Annotated in this window: 23 protein-coding genes; 3 read left to right on the top strand and 20 right to left on the bottom strand. The window is 64.2% G+C overall.

What is annotated here, in order from left to right; translation table 11 throughout:
* The 7 genes from A3E1_RS0103735 to A3E1_RS46910 all read right to left on the bottom strand — a co-directional run.
* The coding region (locus tag A3E1_RS0103735; RefSeq protein WP_026208056.1) for a hypothetical protein at positions 1–1479 on the bottom strand (1479 nt) is incomplete at its 3' end.
* A 436-nt stretch (positions 1480–1915) separates the two neighbouring features.
* Positions 1916–2548, bottom strand: a complete 633-nt coding sequence (locus tag A3E1_RS0103730; RefSeq protein ID WP_026208055.1) for a hypothetical protein — start codon at positions 2546–2548, stop codon at positions 1916–1918.
* Between the two features lie 764 nt (positions 2549–3312).
* The gene (locus A3E1_RS38790) at positions 3313–3588 is read right to left on the bottom strand and encodes a winged helix-turn-helix domain-containing protein (protein WP_020519399.1); all 276 of its coding nucleotides are present in this window, start codon (positions 3586–3588) and stop codon (positions 3313–3315) included.
* A gap of 102 nt (positions 3589–3690) precedes the next feature.
* Complete coding sequence (locus A3E1_RS0103720) at positions 3691–4104, bottom strand: hypothetical protein (protein ID WP_020519398.1); 414 nt, start codon at positions 4102–4104, stop codon at positions 3691–3693.
* Positions 4091–4531, bottom strand: coding sequence for a hypothetical protein (locus tag A3E1_RS0103715; protein ID WP_020519397.1), 441 nt, complete (start codon positions 4529–4531; stop codon positions 4091–4093). The genes A3E1_RS0103720 and A3E1_RS0103715 overlap by 14 nt, the downstream gene beginning before the upstream one ends.
* Positions 4532–4543: 12 nt before the next feature.
* A complete protein-coding gene (locus A3E1_RS0103710) occupies positions 4544–4756 on the bottom strand; it encodes a hypothetical protein (protein ID WP_020519396.1) in 213 nt (70 codons plus the stop codon).
* On the bottom strand, positions 4753–4953 hold the full coding sequence (locus A3E1_RS46910; protein ID WP_157631293.1) for a hypothetical protein: 201 nt from the start codon (positions 4951–4953) through the stop codon (positions 4753–4755). Before A3E1_RS46910 ends, A3E1_RS0103710 begins: the two co-directional genes overlap by 4 nt.
* 266 nt (positions 4954–5219) lie before the next feature.
* Between A3E1_RS46910 and A3E1_RS0103700 the strand changes: the two genes are divergently transcribed.
* The 3 genes from A3E1_RS0103700 to A3E1_RS45885 are packed head-to-tail and all read left to right on the top strand — an operon-like array spanning position 5220 to position 7814.
* A complete protein-coding gene (locus A3E1_RS0103700) occupies positions 5220–6713 on the top strand; it encodes a tetratricopeptide repeat protein (RefSeq protein ID WP_157631292.1) in 1494 nt (497 codons plus the stop codon).
* Positions 6714–6735: 22 nt separating this feature from the next.
* On the top strand, positions 6736–7494 hold the full coding sequence (locus A3E1_RS0103695) for an SDR family NAD(P)-dependent oxidoreductase (RefSeq protein WP_020519393.1): 759 nt from the start codon (positions 6736–6738) through the stop codon (positions 7492–7494).
* Positions 7495–7529: 35 nt separating this feature from the next.
* The gene (locus A3E1_RS45885) at positions 7530–7814 is read left to right on the top strand and encodes an NUDIX domain-containing protein (RefSeq protein WP_083929341.1); all 285 of its coding nucleotides are present in this window, start codon (positions 7530–7532) and stop codon (positions 7812–7814) included.
* 360 nt (positions 7815–8174) lie between these two features.
* On the opposite strand, the gene A3E1_RS0103685 is transcribed toward A3E1_RS45885, so the two are convergent.
* The 13 genes from A3E1_RS0103685 to A3E1_RS46900 all read right to left on the bottom strand — a co-directional run bounded on the left by A3E1_RS0103685 (position 8175) and on the right by A3E1_RS46900 (position 20850).
* Entirely contained in the window at positions 8175–8378 is a 204-nt protein-coding gene (locus A3E1_RS0103685) for a hypothetical protein (RefSeq protein ID WP_020519391.1), read from the bottom strand.
* Positions 8375–8659: a hypothetical protein gene (locus A3E1_RS0103680; protein ID WP_020519390.1), complete on the bottom strand. Its 285-nt coding sequence runs from the start codon at positions 8657–8659 to the stop codon at positions 8375–8377. Before A3E1_RS0103680 ends, A3E1_RS0103685 begins: the two co-directional genes overlap by 4 nt.
* An 84-nt stretch (positions 8660–8743) precedes the next feature.
* Positions 8744–9769: a DUF4192 domain-containing protein gene (locus A3E1_RS0103675; protein ID WP_020519389.1), complete on the bottom strand. Its 1026-nt coding sequence runs from the start codon at positions 9767–9769 to the stop codon at positions 8744–8746.
* A complete protein-coding gene (locus A3E1_RS46905) occupies positions 9766–11058 on the bottom strand; it encodes a hypothetical protein (protein WP_026208054.1) in 1293 nt (430 codons plus the stop codon). Before A3E1_RS46905 ends, A3E1_RS0103675 begins: the two co-directional genes overlap by 4 nt.
* A complete protein-coding gene (locus A3E1_RS38780; protein WP_020519388.1) occupies positions 11055–11687 on the bottom strand; it encodes a GGDEF domain-containing protein in 633 nt (210 codons plus the stop codon). Before A3E1_RS38780 ends, A3E1_RS46905 begins: the two co-directional genes overlap by 4 nt.
* 119 nt (positions 11688–11806) lie before the next feature.
* Positions 11807–12469 carry a diguanylate cyclase domain-containing protein gene (locus A3E1_RS0103660; protein ID WP_157631291.1) on the bottom strand — a complete coding sequence of 221 codons (663 nt, stop codon included), beginning with the start codon at positions 12467–12469 and terminating at the stop codon, positions 11807–11809.
* A 30-nt stretch (positions 12470–12499) separates the two neighbouring features.
* Complete coding sequence (locus tag A3E1_RS38775; protein ID WP_020519386.1) at positions 12500–13591, bottom strand: hypothetical protein; 1092 nt, start codon at positions 13589–13591, stop codon at positions 12500–12502.
* Positions 13592–13703: 112 nt separating this feature from the next.
* Positions 13704–14900 (bottom strand): DUF932 domain-containing protein, encoded by a 1197-nt coding sequence (locus A3E1_RS0103650; protein WP_020519385.1) that lies wholly within the window; start codon positions 14898–14900, stop codon positions 13704–13706.
* Positions 14901–15006: 106 nt separating this feature from the next.
* Positions 15007–15834, bottom strand: a complete 828-nt coding sequence (locus A3E1_RS38770; RefSeq protein ID WP_157631290.1) for a hypothetical protein — start codon at positions 15832–15834, stop codon at positions 15007–15009.
* Between the two features lie 130 nt (positions 15835–15964).
* Entirely contained in the window at positions 15965–16912 is a 948-nt protein-coding gene (locus tag A3E1_RS38765; RefSeq protein ID WP_157631289.1) for a replication-relaxation family protein, read from the bottom strand.
* A 99-nt stretch (positions 16913–17011) separates the two neighbouring features.
* Complete coding sequence (locus A3E1_RS0103635) at positions 17012–19378, bottom strand: type IV secretory system conjugative DNA transfer family protein (protein WP_020519382.1); 2367 nt, start codon at positions 19376–19378, stop codon at positions 17012–17014.
* A 316-nt stretch (positions 19379–19694) separates the two neighbouring features.
* The gene (locus A3E1_RS0103630; RefSeq protein WP_026208052.1) at positions 19695–20375 is read right to left on the bottom strand and encodes a hypothetical protein; all 681 of its coding nucleotides are present in this window, start codon (positions 20373–20375) and stop codon (positions 19695–19697) included.
* A gap of 322 nt (positions 20376–20697) precedes the next feature.
* Positions 20698–20850, bottom strand: coding sequence for a hypothetical protein (locus A3E1_RS46900; RefSeq protein ID WP_020519380.1), 153 nt, complete (start codon positions 20848–20850; stop codon positions 20698–20700).
* Between the last annotated feature and the right edge of the window lie 74 nt (positions 20851–20924).

The raw sequence follows: 20924 nt of genomic DNA, 5'->3' as shown, positions 1-20924 counted from the left end.
AGAGGTGTCAGCCCAGATCTGATGTACGACACCATTCTTTAGGGCAAGCCCCTGAGGGTGCGTGCCACCCATGTTCACCGCTGATACGGCATCTGTCGGCAGCCCGGTGCTTCCGATGTGCCAGCCGGAAGTGTCGCCCCAGATTTGATGTACGACACCGTTTTTGATTGCAAGGGCTTGAGGCCATTGCCCGCCCATATTCACTGCGGAGACGCCGTTCACACTGTTGTCGGTGTTACCGCTGTGCCACCCGGCAGTGTCGCCCCACAGCTGGTAGACCATTCCAGACGGAACGGCAACACCTGGCTGGCTGATGCCATCGTCGTCATCGCCGCCATCGCCTGGTGTGCCGCCTCCGCCTGAGGCAGTCCATACCTCGCCCACGCGTTCGGTGTCGGCCGGGTTCCCGTTCTCGCCACATAGGCCGGCAGGTGTGGTCACGGGGATGTACGTCTTCTTGTGTGCTGAGGTGTTCTTCTGGACAGCCGCTAGCTTTGCGCCGTTGAGTTCTAGGCTTCCGGAGATAGTGGTAGTGCTCGCTTTCGATACCCATGTGGGGTTGCTGATCTCGGTTCGATACTGTTCTGCGCAGCCGTAATAGCCGGTGTACGTCGTGTTCCGGTTGCCGCCTGTGAAGGTGTGTGGCAAGAGCTTGGTTACTTGGGCGTCAGTGCCTCCGCCGCCTAGCCGTGTGCACCTGAGCCGGTGGAAGTAAAAGTCATACTGGGCTTCGAGATCGCGTACGACATTGTGTCCTGTGCTGAAATCGATCCCTGATGCGTTGACGAGGGTTTGGCTGAATCCACCCGTGACGGTCGCGCCGCTGTACTCAAGCTTGATGCCGACTTCGACAGAGGTCTCGTTCGTGTTGCTCCACTGGTACTGCAATTTGGTCCGGTTTCCAGTCTGGGAGCGCTGGACGGGAACCCATTTCTTGACCGCGCTGCCTTCCTGGACCCAGAACCACTGGTATAGCTGAGGCGATCCCACCGTTTTGAGGCATTCCTCCCTCTCGCTGAATGACTGCGTTCCGAAGGCAGGCGCGGCAACCGATCTCTTCGTCGCGGTGAGTTTCATGCCTTCAATCGCGGTTCCCTCGTCGCTCACTTGAACAACCCTCGGTGAGGTGCCAGCCGAGAAGACGCGGCTGTCGGCGATCGCGGCCCGGGCGGGTTTGCCAACGATAGTGGGAAGCTTGACTTGCAGCTGATAAACCAGGTCGTGCTGCTCGCCGAAGCTCATGAACTGCAGCGTGATCAGGCCCTTGCGGTCCAGATATCTGCCGATGCCCTTAAGCGCCGGGATCGTCAGCTGGAACTCACCCTTGGCATTTGTGCGCACGGCTGCAAGCGGAATGGATTCAGCTGGCTGTTTTCCGGCCAGCATCGCCGGGCTCGGATCAAGAAACGCCGCTAAATCAGCGTCTGGCACAGGGCCGCCGTCCTTGTCAGCCAGAACACCCGAGACAGGGAATGACACGCTCGTCCGCCCTGGGTCTGTATCCGAGGTTGAGAACTCGCTTGCTACGACGGTTGTCGTTTTAGGATCTAGTTCGCTGGCAACGGCAGGCTGCACAACGAAGATCAAGGATAGGGGCAGAGCTAGGGTAACGAAAGGGATGATCCGCCTAGTTCGCGTTAAACGCGGTATGCAACGGAAGCTGTTGTGCGCCAAGGATTTCCTCCGTGATCGATGCAGTGCATCACGGTAAACGTGCAGCATGCTGCCGTCAAGTCCCTGCGTAGATAGGGTGAACCGCCGAGCATGGAAATGGCAGGTAACATCAACCTGTTGCTGTGAAAGACCTTACCCTCCAGAGAATCAACAAGAAGTCAGAAATCTGTTGGTGCCTATGACAAATCTGACTCCACTGATTTCGTGCGACATGGCGCTTGGTTGCCGTCGATTGGCGGGTTTACTCGTCGTGTTCTGGCTGGCATTCTGCGGTCACGGGTGCGCAAATTGCCAGATAGCTTGGGATCACCGTCACATGCCGCGAACCGTCATACTCATAGGTCACCTCGACACCACGGCGTGCAGAGCGGCCTTCCGCAACAACTTCGTACCCGATCTGGAACTCGACCCAGCGAGTATCCTGCCCTGCCGATGACGGCCGGATAACGAGTTCATTCACAGGAACTGCGCCCGCCAGATCAGGGTGACCAGAGGGAAAGCCAGGAGAATCCTGCACCGACGAGTAAGTGAAATTCCGTGGGAGCATGTCCGGTACCACCCGGGCGCGGACGCCAACAACCTTCACCGCTCCGCTCTCGTCCATGAGCGGTCGAGCAGAGATCAGCCGAATATCGCCGCGTGCATTAGGCGTCAAAAACAAATAGTTGAAGCCGTCGGTGAACACTGACCCCACGGCCTTGGATCCATGCCAGCCATAAGGCGCCGGATCCCTCTTCAACTCGTCACCAGGAGCCAGGCTCCCGGTGCGGGTCAAAACAAATGAGACGCTAACGACCACGGCGGCAACCACGACAAACGCTACCAAAATCCACTTAACGCGGCTCGCCCGCATGCCAGCAACTGCGGCTTTCACTGTCCCACGCACGCCTAACACCAATCAGCCCAAATATCAGAATAGCGAGACGTCACTTACCACGCCTTATCAAGACCACGAACTGTACATGAGCAGGGCTAATACTTCGGTATCCAAGAAAGAGAGGCAGAGTTGACTGCGCGCTCAACAGCTCAGCTAAGTTAGGTGTTCGCCCGCGGTACTCCCCGTGACGCGGGCGACTGAGGGGCCGGTGCGATAGGGGTATCGCGCTAACTGCTGGCCCCTCAACAGCTTGCCGCGCTGACCTCAATGACTGACCTCGTTGTCACCGCAAAGCCAGTCTCCGACCCACCCGTCGAGTCGATTATCGTCCGTTTCGACTGGGATTCGGTCACTATCGAGCACTCTAGCCATACTGGACGCAATGACAAGATCACCCGTCCTGGACGAGAAGCCGTCCGGCTGTTCTGGCGATTCATGATCGAGAAGTCTGGCGTACACCCCACGCCGACAGGCGCACCACCCTCACGCAGTTTGCGGATGACCTGCTCAGGTGAATGCCGTCTCGTTCCCATCCGTGATCGTCCTCCCGGCCCCATTCTGGGGCATCGGGCTCTTACTGGCGATGGACCTGTTCAGTGGGATCGAGTCAATTCGTTCACGACGTCACGACATGATGTGAGGGTAGGTAACAGCGGGATGCTATGCATGCCGATTTCAGCGATCCGATGCCTGCGGAATATACGCGGAATGATCTAGCGGGCGAGGACCCGCTTTCGGACAAGAGCAACAGCTCAAGTCCACTATGGACGCTGCACGACCCCCGGACTCGTAATCCGCCGATCGCAATAGGACTTCTGCCCGGGGTCAATCGGAAGATCTCGGTCTCGGTTTTCCACTACGAACGTTCCAAGACCATGAACGCCTTCAATGAGCCCGGCTGCCTTTAGCCACTGTATGGCTTGCCGGACGACCGTGATTGACACGCCGAACTCTTCCCGCAGTTGGGCATGGCTCGGCAATCTTTCGCCCGGCTTGAGCTGGCGGGTCTCGATCAGTTCAGTGTAGTGATCGATCATTTTGAGGCAGCGTAAGGGTTTTCAGGACTCGGCGGAACCGCTACCGTCAACCATCCCGCAATGCCCGTGCCATAAACCGCATTGGTAGAACTCATGACGATCCTAGTGCCGCCGGTGATACCACCAGACTCGCAGCCTGTGCCAGTGCCAGCGCATTGGATTGGCTCGTAGTTGTGCTTCGGCTCGCTCTCGGATCTCGGCGGCTGTCATGGTCAGGGGCGGAATCTTGATGCCGTACGCCGGATCGGTGTAGCCAAACAGCATGCGGAGCACTTCATCGTCTTCACTCATCGGCTCGGCAAGTGGTTGGCGTGCAAACTCCGGCATAGGAGGCGCGTTTGGCCGGGTGTCGCGAACGATGAGTTCACCATCAACGAACTGCACGATTTCGTAACCGTCGGGTCGCCCTGTCCCTGCTTGCATAAACTCGGCTGCTCTCTGACTCTTGGCCCACAGGTAGGCACGGCCGGTGGCAAGGCTGCGGATGCCCCAGTCCCGGGGTTCAGCGGCGGACATGCACCCGTCCCCGCACTGGGTAGCGGATCATGGACTCCTGCACCCGAAACCTCTGCTCCTGCTCCAGGTTCGGCTCGAACTCCAGCGACTCGTAGAACTTCGTTAGCCGCTCCACATCGGAGCCCCAGTGGTCAGAGGGCGTCAGTTCCAAGGTCACCCGTGCACAGTCAGCCCAAGCGCACAAGACACTCATGACCAAACGGGCGCGGCCTTGACCTGGACGGCGAGCCAGCAGCTCGCAGATAGCCACGTGATCGCCCCGAACCAGCATCTTGAGCTGCACCTGGTGGAACAGCTGTGCCCATTCCATGAAGTCGGCAAGCACCAGGTCGCGGCTGACGTGGTGCAGCAAGCCCCAAGGTCGACAATTGCATACCTGTTGAGGCGTCTCGTTCGAAGCGACCAGGCGCAATTTCGGCGTCGTCATAGCCCACTCCTGTTAGCTGTAGACCCTGACAAGGAGCTGTTCTTCTTCGACCGTCACGAAGTCGCCAGCCTTGGTGGTGCCGCCGCGCACCAGGACACATTGGATCTTGCCGTTGTCGCCCTCGGCCACGATTCGCCCTACGGCATCAGAGTGGGCCAGGACGCTCAGCGCGACGAGATCGCCAAAGCTCACTTGCTCGTCAGCACGCGTTGTCCAGGTACTCATCGCCAGAGCCCCACTCCGAGATCAAGCGGGCGCTCGTCGAGCTCGCCAGCGGGGCCGTACACGGGAAGCTCCAGCGTTTGCACGGTGGCCCAATTCTGGGCCTGCATGCGATCACGCAGAACGCGCACCACTGTCGTGGAGTTGTTCCATAAGGGAGCGTTTACATCGGGCTGATTCCTCGGCTGCTGCCCAGTCACGTTCGCACCTCCGTTAGCTCTTGGGTCTGAGTCCGTCCGGCGTGCTGGCATACAGAAGGCGGTCAGCCGGGCTCCGCTTCCGCTACGGCGCATCTTGCGAGCCAATCGCCGTGGCAGGTACCAACAATCTTGGCAGCGACACCCGTGCCATATCGACGAAGAGCACTGGCCACTACCAGGACCTGCCCATGACATTGGACTGACATTTCCTCGTCGGTGCTACCGTGATCTCGCTCATGGGGCTCCCAGCCTCTACCGTGAGCAACATGGATCGTCCACCCCCGCGCACGCTGCTAGAGCAGCTTGTCCGCCACAGTCGGCGGACCATCGGGGAGACATGCGCGGCATTTGAACGGACGGCACGTGAACACCATGAGCGGGTCACGCTCTCTCCACGGCATCTATCGCGCTGGATGGCGGGCGAGATCGAAACGGCGCGTCCGGTCGCGCAGCGCGTTGCCTCGCTGCACTGGGGCTTTGACTTTGAACGGCTAATCGGGCCGCCTGCGGGAGAAATCTCTGTCGCTGACGCCAAGCAACGATCTGAGCAGGCGTGGCGGGCCTCCCAGCCAAGCGATGATTACTCGATCGGTGCCCCAGATTGGCCGGTGTGGTTCGGCGTCCGGCTCGGCCACCTACTTGGAACCGTAGACAACTGGACCGGCAGCGGCGCTCCATCTGACGCTCTGCAAGATCTGCTCAACAGGGAAGTCTTGATGTTCGACGCTGTCGGTGAACACCGCGATCCCGCCCACGCCCTTTCCCGGCGGCAGGCACTCATAACCATTGCCGCGCTTCCCCTAACGTTGGCAACGCCGACAGCGGGCCGCCTTGGTTGCACTGCTGCGACTGAATTTTTCCTCGCTCGCTGCGCGGCAAGCCTGACTGCTTGCTGGCACCTGCTCCGGGGCAGTGATCTGCCGACAGTCGCGCAGGTAATGTCGGCCTATCTCCTTGAGCTGGAAGCGATTGCCAGCCGGGAGTCAGTGTTCAGAGGTGTTGCTGCCCGGCTCGCGTCCCAAGCACACCGGATCTGCGGAATCGTTGCCCTGCACCGCAACCAGCTCGGGATAAGGGAGCACCACTGCAAGCAGGCTCTGCACTTCGCTAACGCCACACCGGATATGAGCAGCCGCGCTTCAGCACTCATTTCGCTAGCCAGCACCTATTTCTACGGCGACGATCCAACTCAGGCTGCCTCGGTATATGAACGTGCGCTGAACTTCGAGTCCGCGCTTCCTGCGCTTCAGCGGTCGCGAATCCATGCGGAGCTGTCCGTCGCCTATGGCCAACTTGGGCGTGAACGCGATGCCCTCTCGTCTGCAGACCTGGCTGAGCGCCTGTACCCGCAGCATCCCGAGCAGGACCCTAGCTACCTGTATGCGGAGTTCACCAGAGCCTCACTCACCCTTGAGCAGGGCCTTTCCTATCTGGCGCTCGCCGAGCGATTCCCGGGTCGCGAGTATCAGCAGGTAGCGGCCAACGTCTTCGCCCGAATGGAGCAGCAGACGCACAGCCCGGTGCCTGACCGTATCCGGTTCGAGATCATCAACCATCAAGCGCGAACCGCAGTGCTGCTTGATGACATGGACGCGTTCGAGCTCTACATCGGACAAGCCGCCGAGGGCGTAGCGAAGCTCGGAAGCAAGCAACGCCAGAAGGAAGTCCAATCCGCTTGGAAGAGTGCTGCCGAAGCATGGCCGCAGGAGCGTCGTCTCGTAGCACTTGGCGAGGCGTTACGGCCCGCCATCACCGGATAACCCTTCCCTAGGAGTCTTCTGTATGAGCAGCAATGTCAAAACCGCAATCGTCACCGGAAGCTCCAGCGGGATCGGCAAAGCCATTGCCGAACGCCTGCTGCACCAGGGATACCGTGTCGTGCTGAACTACTCCGCCAACGATGAACGAGCCGCGGTGGCACTGGCCAGGTGCCAGCAGATCAGCCCGCACGTAGTGATGGTCAAAGCCGACGTGAGCAACGCTGAAGCGGTATCCGGCCTTATGCAGCGCGCAATCCACGAGTTCGGCAGTCTCGACGTTCTCATCAACAACGCGGCGCGAGTTGTTGACCGGCCCTTGCTGGAGATGAGCGAACAGGACTGGGACTCGGTGATTGATGTCAACCTCAAGGGCGCCTTCCTATGTTCGCAGCAGGCAGCCCGGCAGATGCTCAGTCAGGACCAGGGTGGCGTCATTCTCAACATCGGGGCTTCAACAGGCATCCGGGGCAGGCGTAACGGGGTCAACACCTGTGCATCAAAGGCAGGCTTGATGGTGATGACCCACTGTCTAGCTTTGGAATTGGGGCCAAAGATCCGCGTCAACACGATCGTTCCCGGCTTGACCCTGACCGGGGAAACCGAACAGCGTTTCGGCCTTGCCGATCCGGCGACCCGGCGGGCGAGAGAAGAGCAGATCCCTTTAGGACGGTTGGGCCAACCAGACGACGTTGCCGACGCCGTTATGCTGCTGCTGTCTGATGAGTCGCGCTTTATATCCGGCCAAAAGATCGTCGTCGACGGCGGTCAGTACATGTGGTAGGTAAGTCCTCGGACACATCTGTTCACGTTGGAGAGATGAGGCAGACTGTGGTCACGAACTCCGGAAACGCCAGCAAGACGGCATTCTTCGATCAGCAGCGGCTAGTCATGGGAGCATCGGCGTTGCTGTTGCGAGATCAGCATGGACGGATCGTACTTGTGAAGCCGCGCTACAAGCGGGTCTGGCACTTGCCCGGCGGGTTAATCGAGCCAGACGAGTCACCCCGCGATGCTGCGCGACGCGAAACGCAGGAAGAGATCGGGTTAGAAACTTCAGCTGGCCGACTGCTCGTGGTCGACTACAAAGACGCCGAGCAATGAACGACCCGCGTGCATTCAGTTCGTCTTTGACGGCGGTGTTGTGACAGCAGCACAACTAGCGACGATCGTATTGGAGGACAACGAAATCGAAGCTTGGCAGGCAGTCACTAGAGTTGAAGCTGTTGCCTTGGTGGCTCAAGGTGGCCCATCTGCTCGTCTCACGAATGTCTTGGCAGCCTTAGATACCGGTGTGCTTGCTTACCTCGAAGATGGCCAAACCGTTTGAGCTAGGCCAGTGCTGGCAGCAGATCAATGTGTTAGGTGGGCGGCTCAGGCACCAGTAGCGTGTGGTAGCCCGGCTTGGCGGCCCGGCCTTTTACCCACGCAAAGGCGTGGGCTGGCCGGGCCGCCGGGCGAGTTTCACCGTCGCAGTAGTTTGCGCCGTAGCCGGTGCAGCCTGTTGACATGCCGCCACCACAGCCGGTAGGACCATCGCTGTTCGGCTTTGGCCCTCATCTGGGCGGGTGTCATGGTCATGGGCGGCACCGGGTGGCAGCGGGCGCGGTCACGGGCGGCGAGGGCGCGCCGGATCAGGTCGTCGTCGATCCTGCCCGTGCCAGTCATGGCCGCTCCAGCGGCAGCACGGTCGTGTTGATTGTCCAGGTTGGACGGTTGGGTCTTTTCGCGAAGGCATCAAGCCATTGCTGGACGGCTTCGGGGTCGCTGGGTGTTACTTCGTGTGGTGGGTAGTCGTCGAGCCAGAAGTCGGGTAGGTGGGTATCGCCGTTGTCGTCGAGCCAGACGACGAGTCGTTCGAAGAGCAGACGGTGTAGTTGGTGTTCGGTGGCGCCGATGTAGGTGGCGGTGGTGCTTTCGCCGGGGTAGCAGATGGTGATGCTGTACATACGTTTCCTTTCAGCCGGTGGCTTCGCTGTGGTTTGTGGTTTGCGTTTCTGCGGTTTGTGGTTCGCGGTTCTGCGGTTGTGTTTTCAGTTCTGTGCCGGTGGTGGGGTTTCGGTGTTGAAGGTGAGCAGGTCGCGCATTTGTTGTTGGGTGAGGCGGGCGTGGATGGCGCGGGTGAGGATGTGGGTGAGGCTGTAGGTGGGGTCGGCGTGCTGGGCGCGTTCGAGGGCGATGTTGGCGGTGAGGTGGTCGCCGTGGGTGAGGGCGTTGATGGCCAGCAGGCATGCCGGTGGTGCGGCGAAGGCGGGTGGCGCCAGGCGGGTCAGGTGTGCCCATAGGCGTTGTGCGGGCAGGCTGTTGCCGGTGGTCCAGGCGTGGTCGCGCACGGGCAGGTGTTGTAGCAGGAGCAGGAGCCAGGCGGCGTCGTGGTCGTCGATGAGCTCGCCGGTGTGGGTTTGGGCGATGGCGTCGTCGACGGCGGTGGTGCCGGCCAGGTGGAGTTGCTGGCTGGTTTGCCCGGCCGGGTTTCCGCCGTCGCTGGCGGTGAGGCTGCGGTGCCGCTGGAGTGCTTGTTTGAGAGTGTTGTCGAAGTGGTGGCGGCGGGTGCCGGTGATGGGTGCGTATTGGGCGGCGATGGTGGCCCGGTCGGGTGGGTTGGGCATCCCGGCGTAGGCGGCGGTGGCCGAAAACGCGCTGGTGGTGATGTCGTAGGCGGTGATGTCGTGGTCGCAGCCGCCGCATAGCAGGCAGTGCAGGTGTTTTTCGCCGATGCGGTAGGCGGCGGCCACCTGGATTTCGTTGTGGTGCAGGTGTTGGAGGATGGTGGTGATGCGGTGGCCGGTTTGGCTGGTGTTGCCGTAGAACAGCAGGATCAGGGTCCAGTTGTTGGTGGTGGCGTGTGCGGCGAGTTCGTCGGCGACTGCGGTGATGGCTTCGGGTTGTGGTGGGATGCGTTGTGCGTCAATGCCGAGGCAGGCTTGGATGCGTGCGTTGTGGACAGCCAGGGCGGCGATGCTGCCAGGTGAGGGCTGGTAGCCCAGCAGGTAGGCGGTGACGGCGGGCAGGTCGGCGGGGCCGGACAGCCGGTAGCGCAAGATGTTGCTGGTGTTCACGGGTTCTCGTCCTTTCCAGGGTTGGCGGTGGCCGCTGGTGGCCGGGTGGTCAGGGCGCGCACGGTGGTGGTGGCGGTGATGGGTGCGTCGTGTGGGCCGCGCAGGAACGGGCTGATGTAGACCAGGCGGCGCTGGGTGCGGCCGGGTCCGTAGGGCTGGTTGCGCCAGTGACCGGTGACCCAGAATCTGTTGCGGTATAGCCGTTTGCCGGCATCTCCGGTGTGGATGGTGCCGGCGGGTGTGGCGGGTTTGATGCGCACGATCCGTACCGGCGGTGCCGGTTTGCCGGTGCGGCGTGCGGTGTTGCGGGCCGCTTTCGCCGGTGGCGCTTCAACGGTTTCGGCGGCTTGCTGGGTGATGAGCAGCCAGGTCGCCGCGGCGACAGCGACGGCAGGATGCACCGCCGTGCTGCTTTGTGTGAGGTGATGTGTGGCGGCTGGGGCCAGCCAGCCGATCTGCTGGCGCAGGTGCTGGATGTGCGGGTCGGGTAGGCCGTTGCCGATGGTGCGGTAGACGGTGACGGTGTGCCCGGATGGCTGGCGGGTCCAGGAGATGGCGGTGATGTGCCGGGCGGTGACCGGATGCGGCCAGGCGAGCAGGCCGTCGTCGCAGGGGGCGAGTTCGGCGGTGATGGCATCAGGTGGCAGCGATGTGGCGGCGTGTTGCGCCAGTTCGGTGAACGCCGGGTCGATCCAGTACAGGTGTGCCCGTGCCAGGCTCGCCTGTATCTGCTGCCGGTGTGCGTCCATGGGTGCGGGCAGCCGGTCGGTGCCGGCGAGGAACGCGGCCAGGCGGGTGCGGATTTTCGGCAGGTCCGCGGCGCCGATCGCGGCGGGCGGCCATGGTGTGGTGGTGATCAGGGTGCGGCCGGGCCGCCGGTGCTCGATCAGCGTGTGGTGCAGGGCGGACAGGTGCGCCACGGTGTGCGGGTCTGCGGTGATGCCGAGGCCGCGTATGGCCTTGTGCGTGAGCTGGGCGGGGCTGGTGGTGTCGATATCGGTCCAGCAGGGGTGGCAGGCGGCCCAGCTGGAGCCCAGGTTTTGCAGCAGCTGGGTGTCCGCGGTGCCGGCGATGACGGTGAGGTCGCCGGTGTCTAGTTGCCACAACGGAAACGGGTCGCCGCAAAAGTCGCAGCGCCGGTTGACGATCTCCATGGCGGACACGGGCGTGGGCTGTGGCTGGTGGCCGGGATCGGGCAGGTGGCTGGGATGGCAGTAGGTGCCGTTGAGGATGTTCAGCGGGGTCAGGCATTGCCGGCAGGCCATGTCGTGGCCGGGTGGGGTGTTCACCGGCGGCCGCCTCGCTGCCGGGCCATGGTGGCCGTGGGCATGGTCATGCCGGTGTGGTGCAGGCCGAAGGTGTTGCCGCCGCTGGTTTTGGCGTGGTACATGGCGATGTCGGCGTGGTGCAGGGCTGCGGTCAGCGTGGTGGGTGCGCTGATGTGGCAGATGCCGAGGCTGGCGGTGACGCGGATGCTGGCGCCGTCGGCGGTGACCGGCTGTCTGATGTGGCCGGTGAGGGTGGCTGCAACATGTTGCGGGGTGTGCCGGGTGGGCAGGATAGCGGCGTATTCGTCGCCGGACAGGCGTGCGGCGATCCCACCCAAGTGTGTGGCCGCTGTTGCCAGGCGGCTGCCGGTGACAGCCAGGAGATGGTCGCCGGTGCGGTGGCCGTGGGTGTCGTTGAGGTGTTTGAACCTGTCGAGGTCGAGCAGCACGATCAGGTGCGGTGTGGTGATCGTGTGGTAGGCGGCGGCAAGTCCGGTGCGGTTGAGCAGCCCGGTGAGCGGGTCGTGGTGGTGGCGGTGGGTCGCTTGGGCCAGCTGGGCGTGTAGCCGGGCTCGGGTGGGGCGGGTGCTGGCGCGGCCGGCGGCGAACGCGGCGGCCAGGGCCGCGGCGATGAGCAGGAGCCGGTGCATGGCGGGTTTCCTTTCAGGGGCAAGGAAATCCCGGGACGGCTGGCGCGCGCCCCGGGACATCGGTCCGGTTTTCGGGTGCGCGCCACGTGGCGGTGGCAGGCTGAGTGCGTTGGCAGTGTTTAGGTTTGGGCGGTGCGGATGCGCCGGTGGCGGGTCAGCGGCAACGTGTCCAGGTGCGGCTGCCAGATGCTAATGGTGTTGCGGTGGTGGCGTTTGGCCGCTTGCAGCGCTTGGTCGGCGCGGCGCAACATGGTGGCTGCGGGCAGCCGGGCGTAACGCGGTGAGGTGGCGGCACCGGCGGTGGCCGCAATGCGGGTGGTGATCTGGTGGCCGCAGGTGTGTAGTTCGTAGGTGCCGGTGACCGCCTCACGTAGACGGGCAAGCAGTTCGGCGGAATCTGTTGTGGTGGTGGTGATGGCGTATTCGTCGCCGACGAGTTTGAACACCCGCGTCTGCCGGCATGCTTGTGCGGCATGGGCGAGGCGGGCGGCGGCCAGGACGAGCAGTTCGTCGCCGGTGCGGTAGCCGGCGTGCAGGTTGAGATACGCGAACCGGTCAAGGTTGAGCAGGCACAAGGTGTAGCCGCATCCGGTGCGGGCCAGCCCGGCGAGGTGACTGGTCAGGGCGGCCCGGTTAGGCAGCATGGTTAGCGGATCAGACTGCAGGCGAGTGTGCAGCCGGTGGTGGGCGCGGCGGTGCCGCCCGGCAACGGCAGCCAGCGCAATCGCCGTAAGCACAGCTACTGCCACGGCACCGGCGGCGATGAGCATGGTGAGCGTCATGTACATGGGTCTCCTTTCCTGCCATAGGGTTTATGTGCTGTTGTGGGGGTGGCCGTTGATGGCAGTGGTCATGTCAGCGATGCGCTGCAACGGGGTGCGGGGGTCGTTGAGCAGGCCGGTGGCGCCGATGGAGCGGATCCAGCGGACTTGCCTGTCGCTGATGCCGTGGCGTTGTGCGAGCACGTTGGTGGTGTCGGTGCTGTTTTCGGTGATGTCGTGCCAGATGTGGCGCCACTTTTCGTAGTCGGCGGTGTTTTCCGGTACCCGGCGCAGGATCCCTTTGGGCCACCCGGCCACTGCAACCTGCGGGCCGTATGGCGCGGGCGGCTCGTGCGGGTTCGTATCAAGCGGGCCGGGGGGTGTGGGCGGGCTGGCTGGTGTGGGTGGGCTGATTTGCCCGGCCACGACGGCGACCCAGGTGTCCACATCGGAGGTGGCGGTCAGCTGCGCGGCGACGGCGTCAATGTCGACGGTGCTGATCGCGACAGCGGCCAGGGCCGGGTTGGCGTGTTGCTGGCGGATGAGTGTTTGCAAATGTGCGGCCAGGGCACGGTGGCGGTGTTGCTCGCGCAGTGCGGCGGCGGCGGCCGCAAGGGAGTCGTGCAGGCCCAAACCTTGGGTCAGGGCCAGGGTTTTCGCGCGGCGGGTCAGCCGGTAGGCGCCGATCCATTGGGCCAGGCCGTAATGCGGTGCGGTGCGGGCGAGTTTGCCTTCGGCGCGCAGGGCGTCGCGGCGGCGGGCGGCGCTGTGGGCCAGCCATACCGCATAGGCCAGCACACCCAGCCCGCCGAACAGGGCAGCCAGGTAGGGATCGCTGCCGTGCCCGGCGATGTTGATGGCCACAGCGAGGGTGACGCAGAATCCGGATAGGATCCGCCACTCCAGGGCGCTTTCGCCGAGCTTTCGGCGCAGGTCGGCGAACGCGCTGGTGACCACACCGCCCAGATCGATGACGGCGGCGAACGGGAACATGATCAGGCCACGGGCCCACCAGTCGACCTCATCAGGCCAGGGTGGTTTTTCGATGCCGACCCAGATTTGCCCTGCGAGGGACCCGACGGCGCAGATGCTGTAGAACAGCCAGGCGGCGCGTTCGGCGCCACGGTGGTGTTGCGGATGCATCGGTATGTCCTTTCTGGACGGACGGCGGCCACCCAGCCGCTCCCCCACTCTCTTATGGCGTTTTCACGGTGAGGGTGCGGTGCGGCTGGGTGGCCATGATGCTGGTGCGGTGTTATCGGCGGGTCAGGGTGAGCAGGGCTTTGTGAGCTTTGGTTTTGATGGTGTCGTTGCCGCCTTCGACAGCCAAAGTGGCGCGGGCCGCGAGGTGTTTGCCACGCAGCGATCCGGTGGGGCGCACGGTTTTGTGCCAGTCGCAGTATTCGGTGATGGCCCGTTCGGCGGCGTAGCAGGTGTTGCCCAGGGTGCCGGTGTTGGCCGCGAACAGGCCGGTGAGAACGTCTTTGCGGCGCTGCCGGCTGGTGGTTTCGCGTTTACTGCCGGTGGTGGCCGGCCACAGGTCTTCGATGAGGTCGTGGAATTCGGTGATGGCCATGCGGGTGCGGGCCAGGGTTTCTTGTTCGGCGGCGAACTGCTGGTAGTAGGTGCGGGTCAGGCCGAGGGTGCGGCGGGCTTCCTCGATGCGGGAGCGGGCGTTGCGGGTGTGGCGCACACCCCAGCGGGTGTAGGCGTCGCGTAGGGCGAACCGTTCGGTGTTGGCGCATACGGGCCGCCACGGTGTGGTGACGACTTCGGCTTGCCGGGAGCCGTCGTGGGTGTTGGTGGCCATGATGAACGGGATGATGGTGTCGCTGATCCCGGCGGCATCAATGGTCAGCGTGTCGGGTAGCCGCATGCACACGAACACGGTGCGCCCGTCGCGCAGGGCTCCGGCTGACTCCCACACAATGTCGCCGGTGTCGGCGAGGTCTTGCAGGAAGCCGAAGATGTCGGCGTTTTGCAGGACGTGGTATTTGCTGCCCACGACGCCCAGCGGCGCTTCGGTGTCGGTGCGTACGGTGATGAAGTAGCCGGGCACCATGTGGTGCCCGCCATCGACGGTGCGCCGGTATTCGGCGGGGCGGCGGATGACGTCGAAGCCGATACCACCCAGCGTCAAAACCTGTGCCACGTCGCTGGTGCCGCCGGGGATGACGTTACCCAGGCTGTGCCAGGCAGGTGTGCTGGTGTACAGGGCGGCCTGGCCGAGGCTGAGGTCGAGGCCGTGCTGGGGCAGCAGTTGCCCGGCGGTGTAGGTGAGCGTTTCGTTGTGGTCGAAGCTTTGCGGGTCGTTGATGCGATAACGGTCGCCGCCAAGCGGGACGAGGGTGCCGGCGGCGATGCGGGCGTCGATGTCGGCTTGCCGGGCGGCCGCCTGGCTGATTTGGGTGTGCCGCTGCGCGGTGAACGTGGTGTTGATGTCTGCGGTCACGATGGGTGTTGTCTCCCTTGGGTGGGTGAACACGAAAACGCGGCGCAACCCCGGTGAGATAAAGGGTTACGCCGCAACAAAGACGACGGTGCAGCACGTGCACCGGCTACGGGTGGGTGAGGGCTACCAGGCGGGTGGTTTCAGGCAGGGCATCGAGGATGCTGCTGGTGTGTTCCAGATAGGACTGCAGATCGGCGAGCCGGTCAGATCCCGGCGTGTACAGATGCCCGGCATACAGCAGCCCGTTGGCCGGTACGGCGGTGGCGTGCCCGATCAGCCGGTAGGTGTGAAAGGTGGTCTGCAGCGCCTCCAGATGCGTGGCCGGCAACAGCATCGCCCGGCGGGGGTGCATGTTGTAGGCACGCATCGCCGCCACGCGTGGCTGGCTGGCGTAGTCACGGGCCGCCGTGCTGGCCGGATACCGGAAGGGGTCGCGGCGGTGGCGGTCTTCGAAGTGCCAGAACGGTTTCGCCGGGCGGGTTCCGGCAACCACGGCACGCCAGCAGGCCCACCGGGCCGCGTAGGCGGCCGCCCCGTGCTCACGCATGGCGGCCAGGTTAAGCAGCCGTACCGGCCCGCCGGCCGCTTGGCCACGATACGGGTGCAGCAGGCCGCGCTGGTGCCAGCGGGACGCGGTGAAGTGCCGTGTCAGTGTGTACGGGCGGGTAGCGGGTATCGCGTGTTGAAGCGCGGTGGTGGCGGCTTGCGCCAGGCTGGCGGGATCGGTGGTTTCGGGTAGGCAGACAACAACAATGCCGTGTGGGGGGATGAGTGGAATCGGGTCCTCCAAACAGGACAGCGAGACGGGGTGGGGTGGGTTTCCGGGGGCGGTTGCCTGGTTGGCGGCGGGCCGGCCGTGAGGTGGCGGGCCATGGGTGCCGTCAGGCAGGCGGGCGCGAGCCGGAAAAGTGAAGCAATACAAGTGGTATGCCATCGACGGTAGGCGGCCGGCCCAACACGCTCCCCCGCCCAGCCGTTGCCTCAACAGGGGTGTGGGCTGCGGTGTTGGGCTGTTTGGCTTCGCCTGGGCCGTCTGTTGTCGCGGCGGTGTTGGGTGTGTTGGGTTACGGCGTGCCGCCAGATAGCCGCCACAGCGGCGGTGCGGCCTCATCAAGTCCTGGGTTGAGCGGCCCAGGCTCGCCGCCGGTGCCGGGCAGGCCGGCGAGCCGGTGCCGGCCCAGCACCCCGGCGATGCGCCACACCGGCCCTGCCGGATCCCCTCCGGCGGGCAGGCAGGTGGTCGCGACAGGCACCATAAGGTTCTGCCCGTCCAGGAGGTGGTGCAGGTTGGCTTCCCGGCCGGGCTGGGTGAACACCAGCAGCACCACCCACCCGGGGCCGCCGGCGGCACGCAGCCTGCGGTAGGCGTCCAGTTTGGACAGTAGCCGCGCCTGCGGTTCGGTGCCCCGGTCGTATTCGGTGAAAAACCCGGCCGAACGCCCATCCTCGCGCCAGACCCCGGCACCGTCGGGATGCACACGCTGCCCGAACGCTTGTGTTGCCTGCCGTTCCGGCCACCACCTCGTCAGTGCGGTGCCCGGCTGGGTGCGTGTGTGAGCCAGCAGGTTCATAAAGAAACCGTTGACACCCAGCAGGTGATCCAGCGCCCGTGACTGCATCAGCCGTTCCTGGCGGGCCCGGACCGCCTTGGCGGCCGGCGCGGGTTCATCGCGGGCGATCGCTGCGGCACGCGCGGCGAGTTCGCCGGCCATCCAGCACATCGGATGCGGCGCCCCGGGCCGGTTACGGCCGAACCCGGTCACAAAACCGATGCGCCGCAACGCCTGCAGCCGATGGGCGCACGTGACCGGACTGGAAAACAACACCGATGTCAGCTGGGACGTGGTCAGCACACCGTGATCATCGAGAAGGTCACCGATGGTGTAATCGCGCGGAGTCAGCCGTCGCCACAGGTCCACCAGCGACCGGCTGGCACGCCGCCCGGCAACGGCACCGGCGGGCACGGGAGTACTTCCGGTACGGGAGTGTCGGGGCCGATCAAGGCCGGGCATGATTCCTCCTTTACGCTGCGACAACACCACCTTGCCGTCCCGGCATGAGCCCGGCAGCACCACAACCACCCCAGTGCCGGGCCACAGCCGCCTCCACGGTCAGGGCCTAGCCGCCCGTGTTTTGAGCAGCTTGGCCAGCCCGGGCACCGCCTGACGGCCAGTAGCGGCGGCCGCCGCCTGCCGCAAAACGGCCTGCACACCCATGACTGGTTTCGGTGGCGCAGTCCGCATCGTGAACGCGGGCGTTTCCGTACCGTGCGCGAGAAGCCGCACCGCAGCAACATATTTGCCCAAATGGGCCAGGTCGTGTTCGGACAGATACGGCATCGTGTGCCGGGCCAGCTCCCGGGCATCTTTAGGGCTGCAGGTGAAAAACACCTTCGTGCGCGCATTGGCGGCGATCGCCTCCAACGCCTCACCTGGCATCTGCCCCAGATGCTGATGGGCCAAAACCATGCCCAGCCCATAACCACGGGCCTCGGCGAGAATGTCGGCCACGCTGCCGGGCAGGTTTAAAAAATTGTGTGCCTCATCGATATACACGGCCGCGTCACGGCGCTCAGCCTCGGGCAGGCGGATCCGCGCGGTAGCGGCCTGCCACACCGATGCCAGCACGAACGAGCCCATCAGCCGGGTCGTGTCTTCCCCGATCTGCCCTTTGGGCAGCCTCGCCAAAAGGATCCCGCCATCAAGGACCTTGGCCATGTCAAACGACGACCGCAGCGGGCCAAAGGTTTTGCGGACAAAATCGCGCAGCATCAGGTTACGCAGCCGGGCCAAAACGGCACCGGTCAGCTGAGCCCGCAACGGAATCGGGGTGGTCTCATACCATTCCCAGAACCCGTGCAGCCCTTCGGGATCATCGAGGTCGGCGGTGAAGTTGGTGCGGAACCGTTTGTCATTGAGCAGCGGCGGCACCATCGTCAAAGACGCGTTCGCGTGGCGCATTAGCGTCAAACAGGCCACCCGCATCACATCGTCCATCCGCGGACCCCAGTGCCGGGCAAAGATTTTGTGGAAGATGGACACCACATTGTCGACCGCGAGGTCCGCATCGCCGGCGTCGAGGGGGTTAAGGGCCGCGCTGGGATCCTGGTCCGGGTCAATCAAAACCAGCCGCCCGGCAGCGGAGGCCGGAAGACGTTGCAGCACATCGGTGACCAGATCCCCGCGCGGGTCAATGACGACCACCCCACGCCCGGCGTGAACATCATCCAGGACCATGTTGCACATCAGCGTCGACTTACCCGACCCCGTTGACCCCACAATGTGGACATGATGACGGGCATCAGCAGCGGTCAAAGCGATCGACCGTCCGCTGGTCTCAGCCCGCCCCAGCACTTTCGTACTGCGGCCGCCTTCAGGCAGGTGCGGCGGCGGGGCAACAGCTTTCGCGCGGGCGCGCGCCAAACCGGGCACCGCCTCATCCAGCGGCAACCCGGCGATACTGGCAAGCTCCGCCACACTGAGCAAAAACCCGGCCCGCAAGGCCCGCCGCGCCAGCACCCGGGCCGGGTCGCCCATGGGTATCTGCCGCAGCTGGTTGCGGGCCGCCCACGCCCCGAACCCAGCCTGCATCGCCTGCCCGGTCACCGTGACCGGACGGCGGCTGCTAGTGATGCCGTAACGGATGGCCGTCTGCCACAACGGGCCGGCAAGCTTGTCCACACCGGAACGCGCATCTCGGTCACGCAACACTCCCCCACCCCCTGCCACCACAGACGGTGCCGCCGCACCGGTGCCGGCGGTGAACAGGCCCAGGATCTGCCCCATCCACGCCGCCGCCTCCCCCCGTGGCAACCCCGCCTGCCGCAGCCGGGCGACGTCGCCGGCGAACGCCCGCCGATACCGGCGCCCCGCCGGGCGCGCCAGCACCTGCACACACGCCACCTGCCCCTCGCACAGCCCGGACGCGGCAGAAAGCAAGCCACGCAACGGATCGGCATCATGTGCGGTGTTAAGCCCGCCCCACGCGGGCAACACTGGCACCACATGCCCGCCCGCCTGATACACCGCATCCGGCAGCGGACCAGATGCGGCCGTGACCGTGCAGGTCGCGCCAGGCCACGCCGCCGCCACCGCCGCCACCACCGGCGCCACCGCCACCGGCCCTGGCACCCACAACCGGATCGTCAGCTGCTGACTGGCCCACTGAAACTCAAACCCCATATGCGAGGCCGGAAGCCACCACGACGGCCGCACACACAACGGAGCCAGCAGCCGCCACAACGTTTCCGCACCATCCGCGCCAACCTCAACCGGTGCAAGAATCTGCACCAGATGAGCACCCGCGTTCATGCGTGCCTCATAGACACGCCACAAGCACCAGATAGCGAGCGCAACCGCAACCACGGCCACAAACAACCCCGCGGCACTACACACCAACGACAACACCCAGGCTCCTTCGGTCATCGGACGGCCAACATCAGCCAGCAGGTAAGCCGAGAAGCGCGCAAGAGCCGGCATAGATGCCTCCTGAATGGGGTTTGTTGCGACGTGTAGCCGGCATGCCCAACAGATGGGATGCATTCGGATGCGTGGAATGCGGGCGCGTCCGCGCTCTTGTCCGCCCGGCCTGTCCCGTTGCCTCGGCAAGCGAGGTGCGGTGCTGCCGCAGCGACTCCTTTGCCTTCGCGGGCGAACGCGCGACAGGTTTGGTTAAGCCGCGCGGTGCGTAACCCCCCGGCCTGATGCTCTTGGCGTGCACCCCGCCCGCGACATTTGCCCGGATACACCAGGCCCCGGCGTGCAGGACAGCACGCCGGGGCTAGTTTTGTGTTTGCTACCAGGTCAATTCGGCGCGAGCACGTTTCGCTTTGTCGCGGATGTTGGACCAGTGGGCCTCAACTTCGGCGATTTTGGTGCTGTGTTCCTTTTCGAATTCGGGCAGCACCGGTGCGATCAGCCTCATCGCCAAGGGGTATGAGTCTTTGCGGCATAACGCGTCAGCTCTCGCGGCTGCGACCTCGGCTTCATACGCCGCGTTCAGCTCTGCTGCCGCTTCGATCCCCTCGAAATGCTTGCCTCGCACGTGTTCGGCCAGCTGTTTGCGGTCTTTTACTGGGTACCCGGCGGCAGCCATGCAGGCCGGATACTTGCTGGTGGCCATGTCGCGCAACACATCTGATGTTGCAAGGATGTTGGCTAGCGTCTTTTCGAGCTTCCACGCGAGATCAAGAGATGCCTGCGGAAACTCGTATTCGTACGAGCCTGGCAGCGGCGAGCACGTGCCAGCCATTGCCGAGTAGCGCCTGCGCCCGGCCTCGTCAAGCTTGTCGAACCCGGGGTTAGGTGGCTGCTGGCGCGCGCCGCGGTGATCCTCGGTCAAGTACAGACCGCGGGCGATCTGCTGTTCGTCTATGGGGATGAGAACGTCGATGTAGGACATGGGCCGGTTGGCTGGCCAAGACCGGTATGGGTCCTCAAATGGCGGCGGGGTGTAGTCGAATCCGTTGCGCGTCATACACTCCCGGATCGGTTTCTGGAAAGTTGCGTATTGAAGAAATGATGCCGCCGACCGATCCTCGCGGGTTCCGGTGATTCGCTCAAACAAGGCCGACAGCTGCCCGGCGGTACCCGGCTGCGAGTGCGGGGCTGCCGGCGGTACGGCCCGCCCGGTACAGCCTGCTCCCAGAGCAAGCACGGTCAGCACGATTGCTGTTGTCTTCACGTTGGTCTCTCCGTTTCGCTCAGCTAGTTGGCGAACGAGGATCGCCGCCGCAGTGATATGCACCGGTCCCGTTGGTCCTATAAACAGCGAACGAAGCCAGCACGGCGGCGTACGTCTACTCGCCGTCGGGCTGGATCGTTTCCGTTTCCCGGCGGCGCTCAGCCTCACGCCGCATCTGTTCGGGCGTCATGGTGAACGGTGGGACTTCCTTGCCATGCGCTGGGTTACGCGCAGCGAACGCACGCCGCAACAGATCCTCTGTCGTCATTGCTCCTCTATCACTTTGTCGCCAGACGCGATTGGCCGCGCCTCCCATCGCCTGAAGCGATGACGTCCGGTATC

Origin of the sequence: Catelliglobosispora koreensis DSM 44566 (genome assembly GCF_000379685.1) — a bacterium.
In the GTDB taxonomy this organism is placed as follows: domain Bacteria; phylum Actinomycetota; class Actinomycetes; order Mycobacteriales; family Micromonosporaceae; genus Catelliglobosispora; species Catelliglobosispora koreensis.
The sequence above is the reverse complement of the archived record's forward strand: the minus strand, read 5'-3'. Positions and strand labels throughout refer to the sequence as shown.

Excerpts from the sequence above, each read along its gene's own strand:
- A3E1_RS38790 (WP_020519399.1), bottom strand. The coding sequence starts at position 3,588 with ATGATCGATCACTACACTGAACTGATCGAGACCCGCCAGCTCAAGCCG.
- A3E1_RS0103720 (WP_020519398.1), bottom strand. The coding sequence starts at position 4,104 with ATGTCCGCCGCTGAACCCCGGGACTGGGGCATCCGCAGCCTTGCCACC.
- A3E1_RS0103715 (WP_020519397.1), bottom strand. The coding sequence starts at position 4,531 with ATGACGACGCCGAAATTGCGCCTGGTCGCTTCGAACGAGACGCCTCAA.
- A3E1_RS0103710 (WP_020519396.1), bottom strand. The coding sequence starts at position 4,756 with ATGAGTACCTGGACAACGCGTGCTGACGAGCAAGTGAGCTTTGGCGAT.
- A3E1_RS0103700 (WP_157631292.1), top strand. The coding sequence starts at position 5,220 with ATGGATCGTCCACCCCCGCGCACGCTGCTAGAGCAGCTTGTCCGCCAC.
- A3E1_RS0103695 (WP_020519393.1), top strand. The coding sequence starts at position 6,736 with ATGAGCAGCAATGTCAAAACCGCAATCGTCACCGGAAGCTCCAGCGGG.
- A3E1_RS45885 (WP_083929341.1), top strand. The coding sequence starts at position 7,530 with ATGAGGCAGACTGTGGTCACGAACTCCGGAAACGCCAGCAAGACGGCA.
- A3E1_RS0103685 (WP_020519391.1), bottom strand. The coding sequence starts at position 8,378 with ATGACTGGCACGGGCAGGATCGACGACGACCTGATCCGGCGCGCCCTC.
- A3E1_RS0103680 (WP_020519390.1), bottom strand. The coding sequence starts at position 8,659 with ATGTACAGCATCACCATCTGCTACCCCGGCGAAAGCACCACCGCCACC.
- A3E1_RS38780 (WP_020519388.1), bottom strand. The coding sequence starts at position 11,687 with ATGCACCGGCTCCTGCTCATCGCCGCGGCCCTGGCCGCCGCGTTCGCC.
- A3E1_RS0103660 (WP_157631291.1), bottom strand. The coding sequence starts at position 12,469 with ATGACGCTCACCATGCTCATCGCCGCCGGTGCCGTGGCAGTAGCTGTG.
- A3E1_RS38775 (WP_020519386.1), bottom strand. The coding sequence starts at position 13,591 with ATGCATCCGCAACACCACCGTGGCGCCGAACGCGCCGCCTGGCTGTTC.
- A3E1_RS38770 (WP_157631290.1), bottom strand. The coding sequence starts at position 15,834 with ATGGCATACCACTTGTATTGCTTCACTTTTCCGGCTCGCGCCCGCCTG.
- A3E1_RS38765 (WP_157631289.1), bottom strand. The coding sequence starts at position 16,912 with ATGCCCGGCCTTGATCGGCCCCGACACTCCCGTACCGGAAGTACTCCC.
- A3E1_RS0103635 (WP_020519382.1), bottom strand. The coding sequence starts at position 19,378 with ATGCCGGCTCTTGCGCGCTTCTCGGCTTACCTGCTGGCTGATGTTGGC.
- A3E1_RS0103630 (WP_026208052.1), bottom strand. The coding sequence starts at position 20,375 with ATGACGCGCAACGGATTCGACTACACCCCGCCGCCATTTGAGGACCCA.
- A3E1_RS46900 (WP_020519380.1), bottom strand. The coding sequence starts at position 20,850 with ATGACGACAGAGGATCTGTTGCGGCGTGCGTTCGCTGCGCGTAACCCA.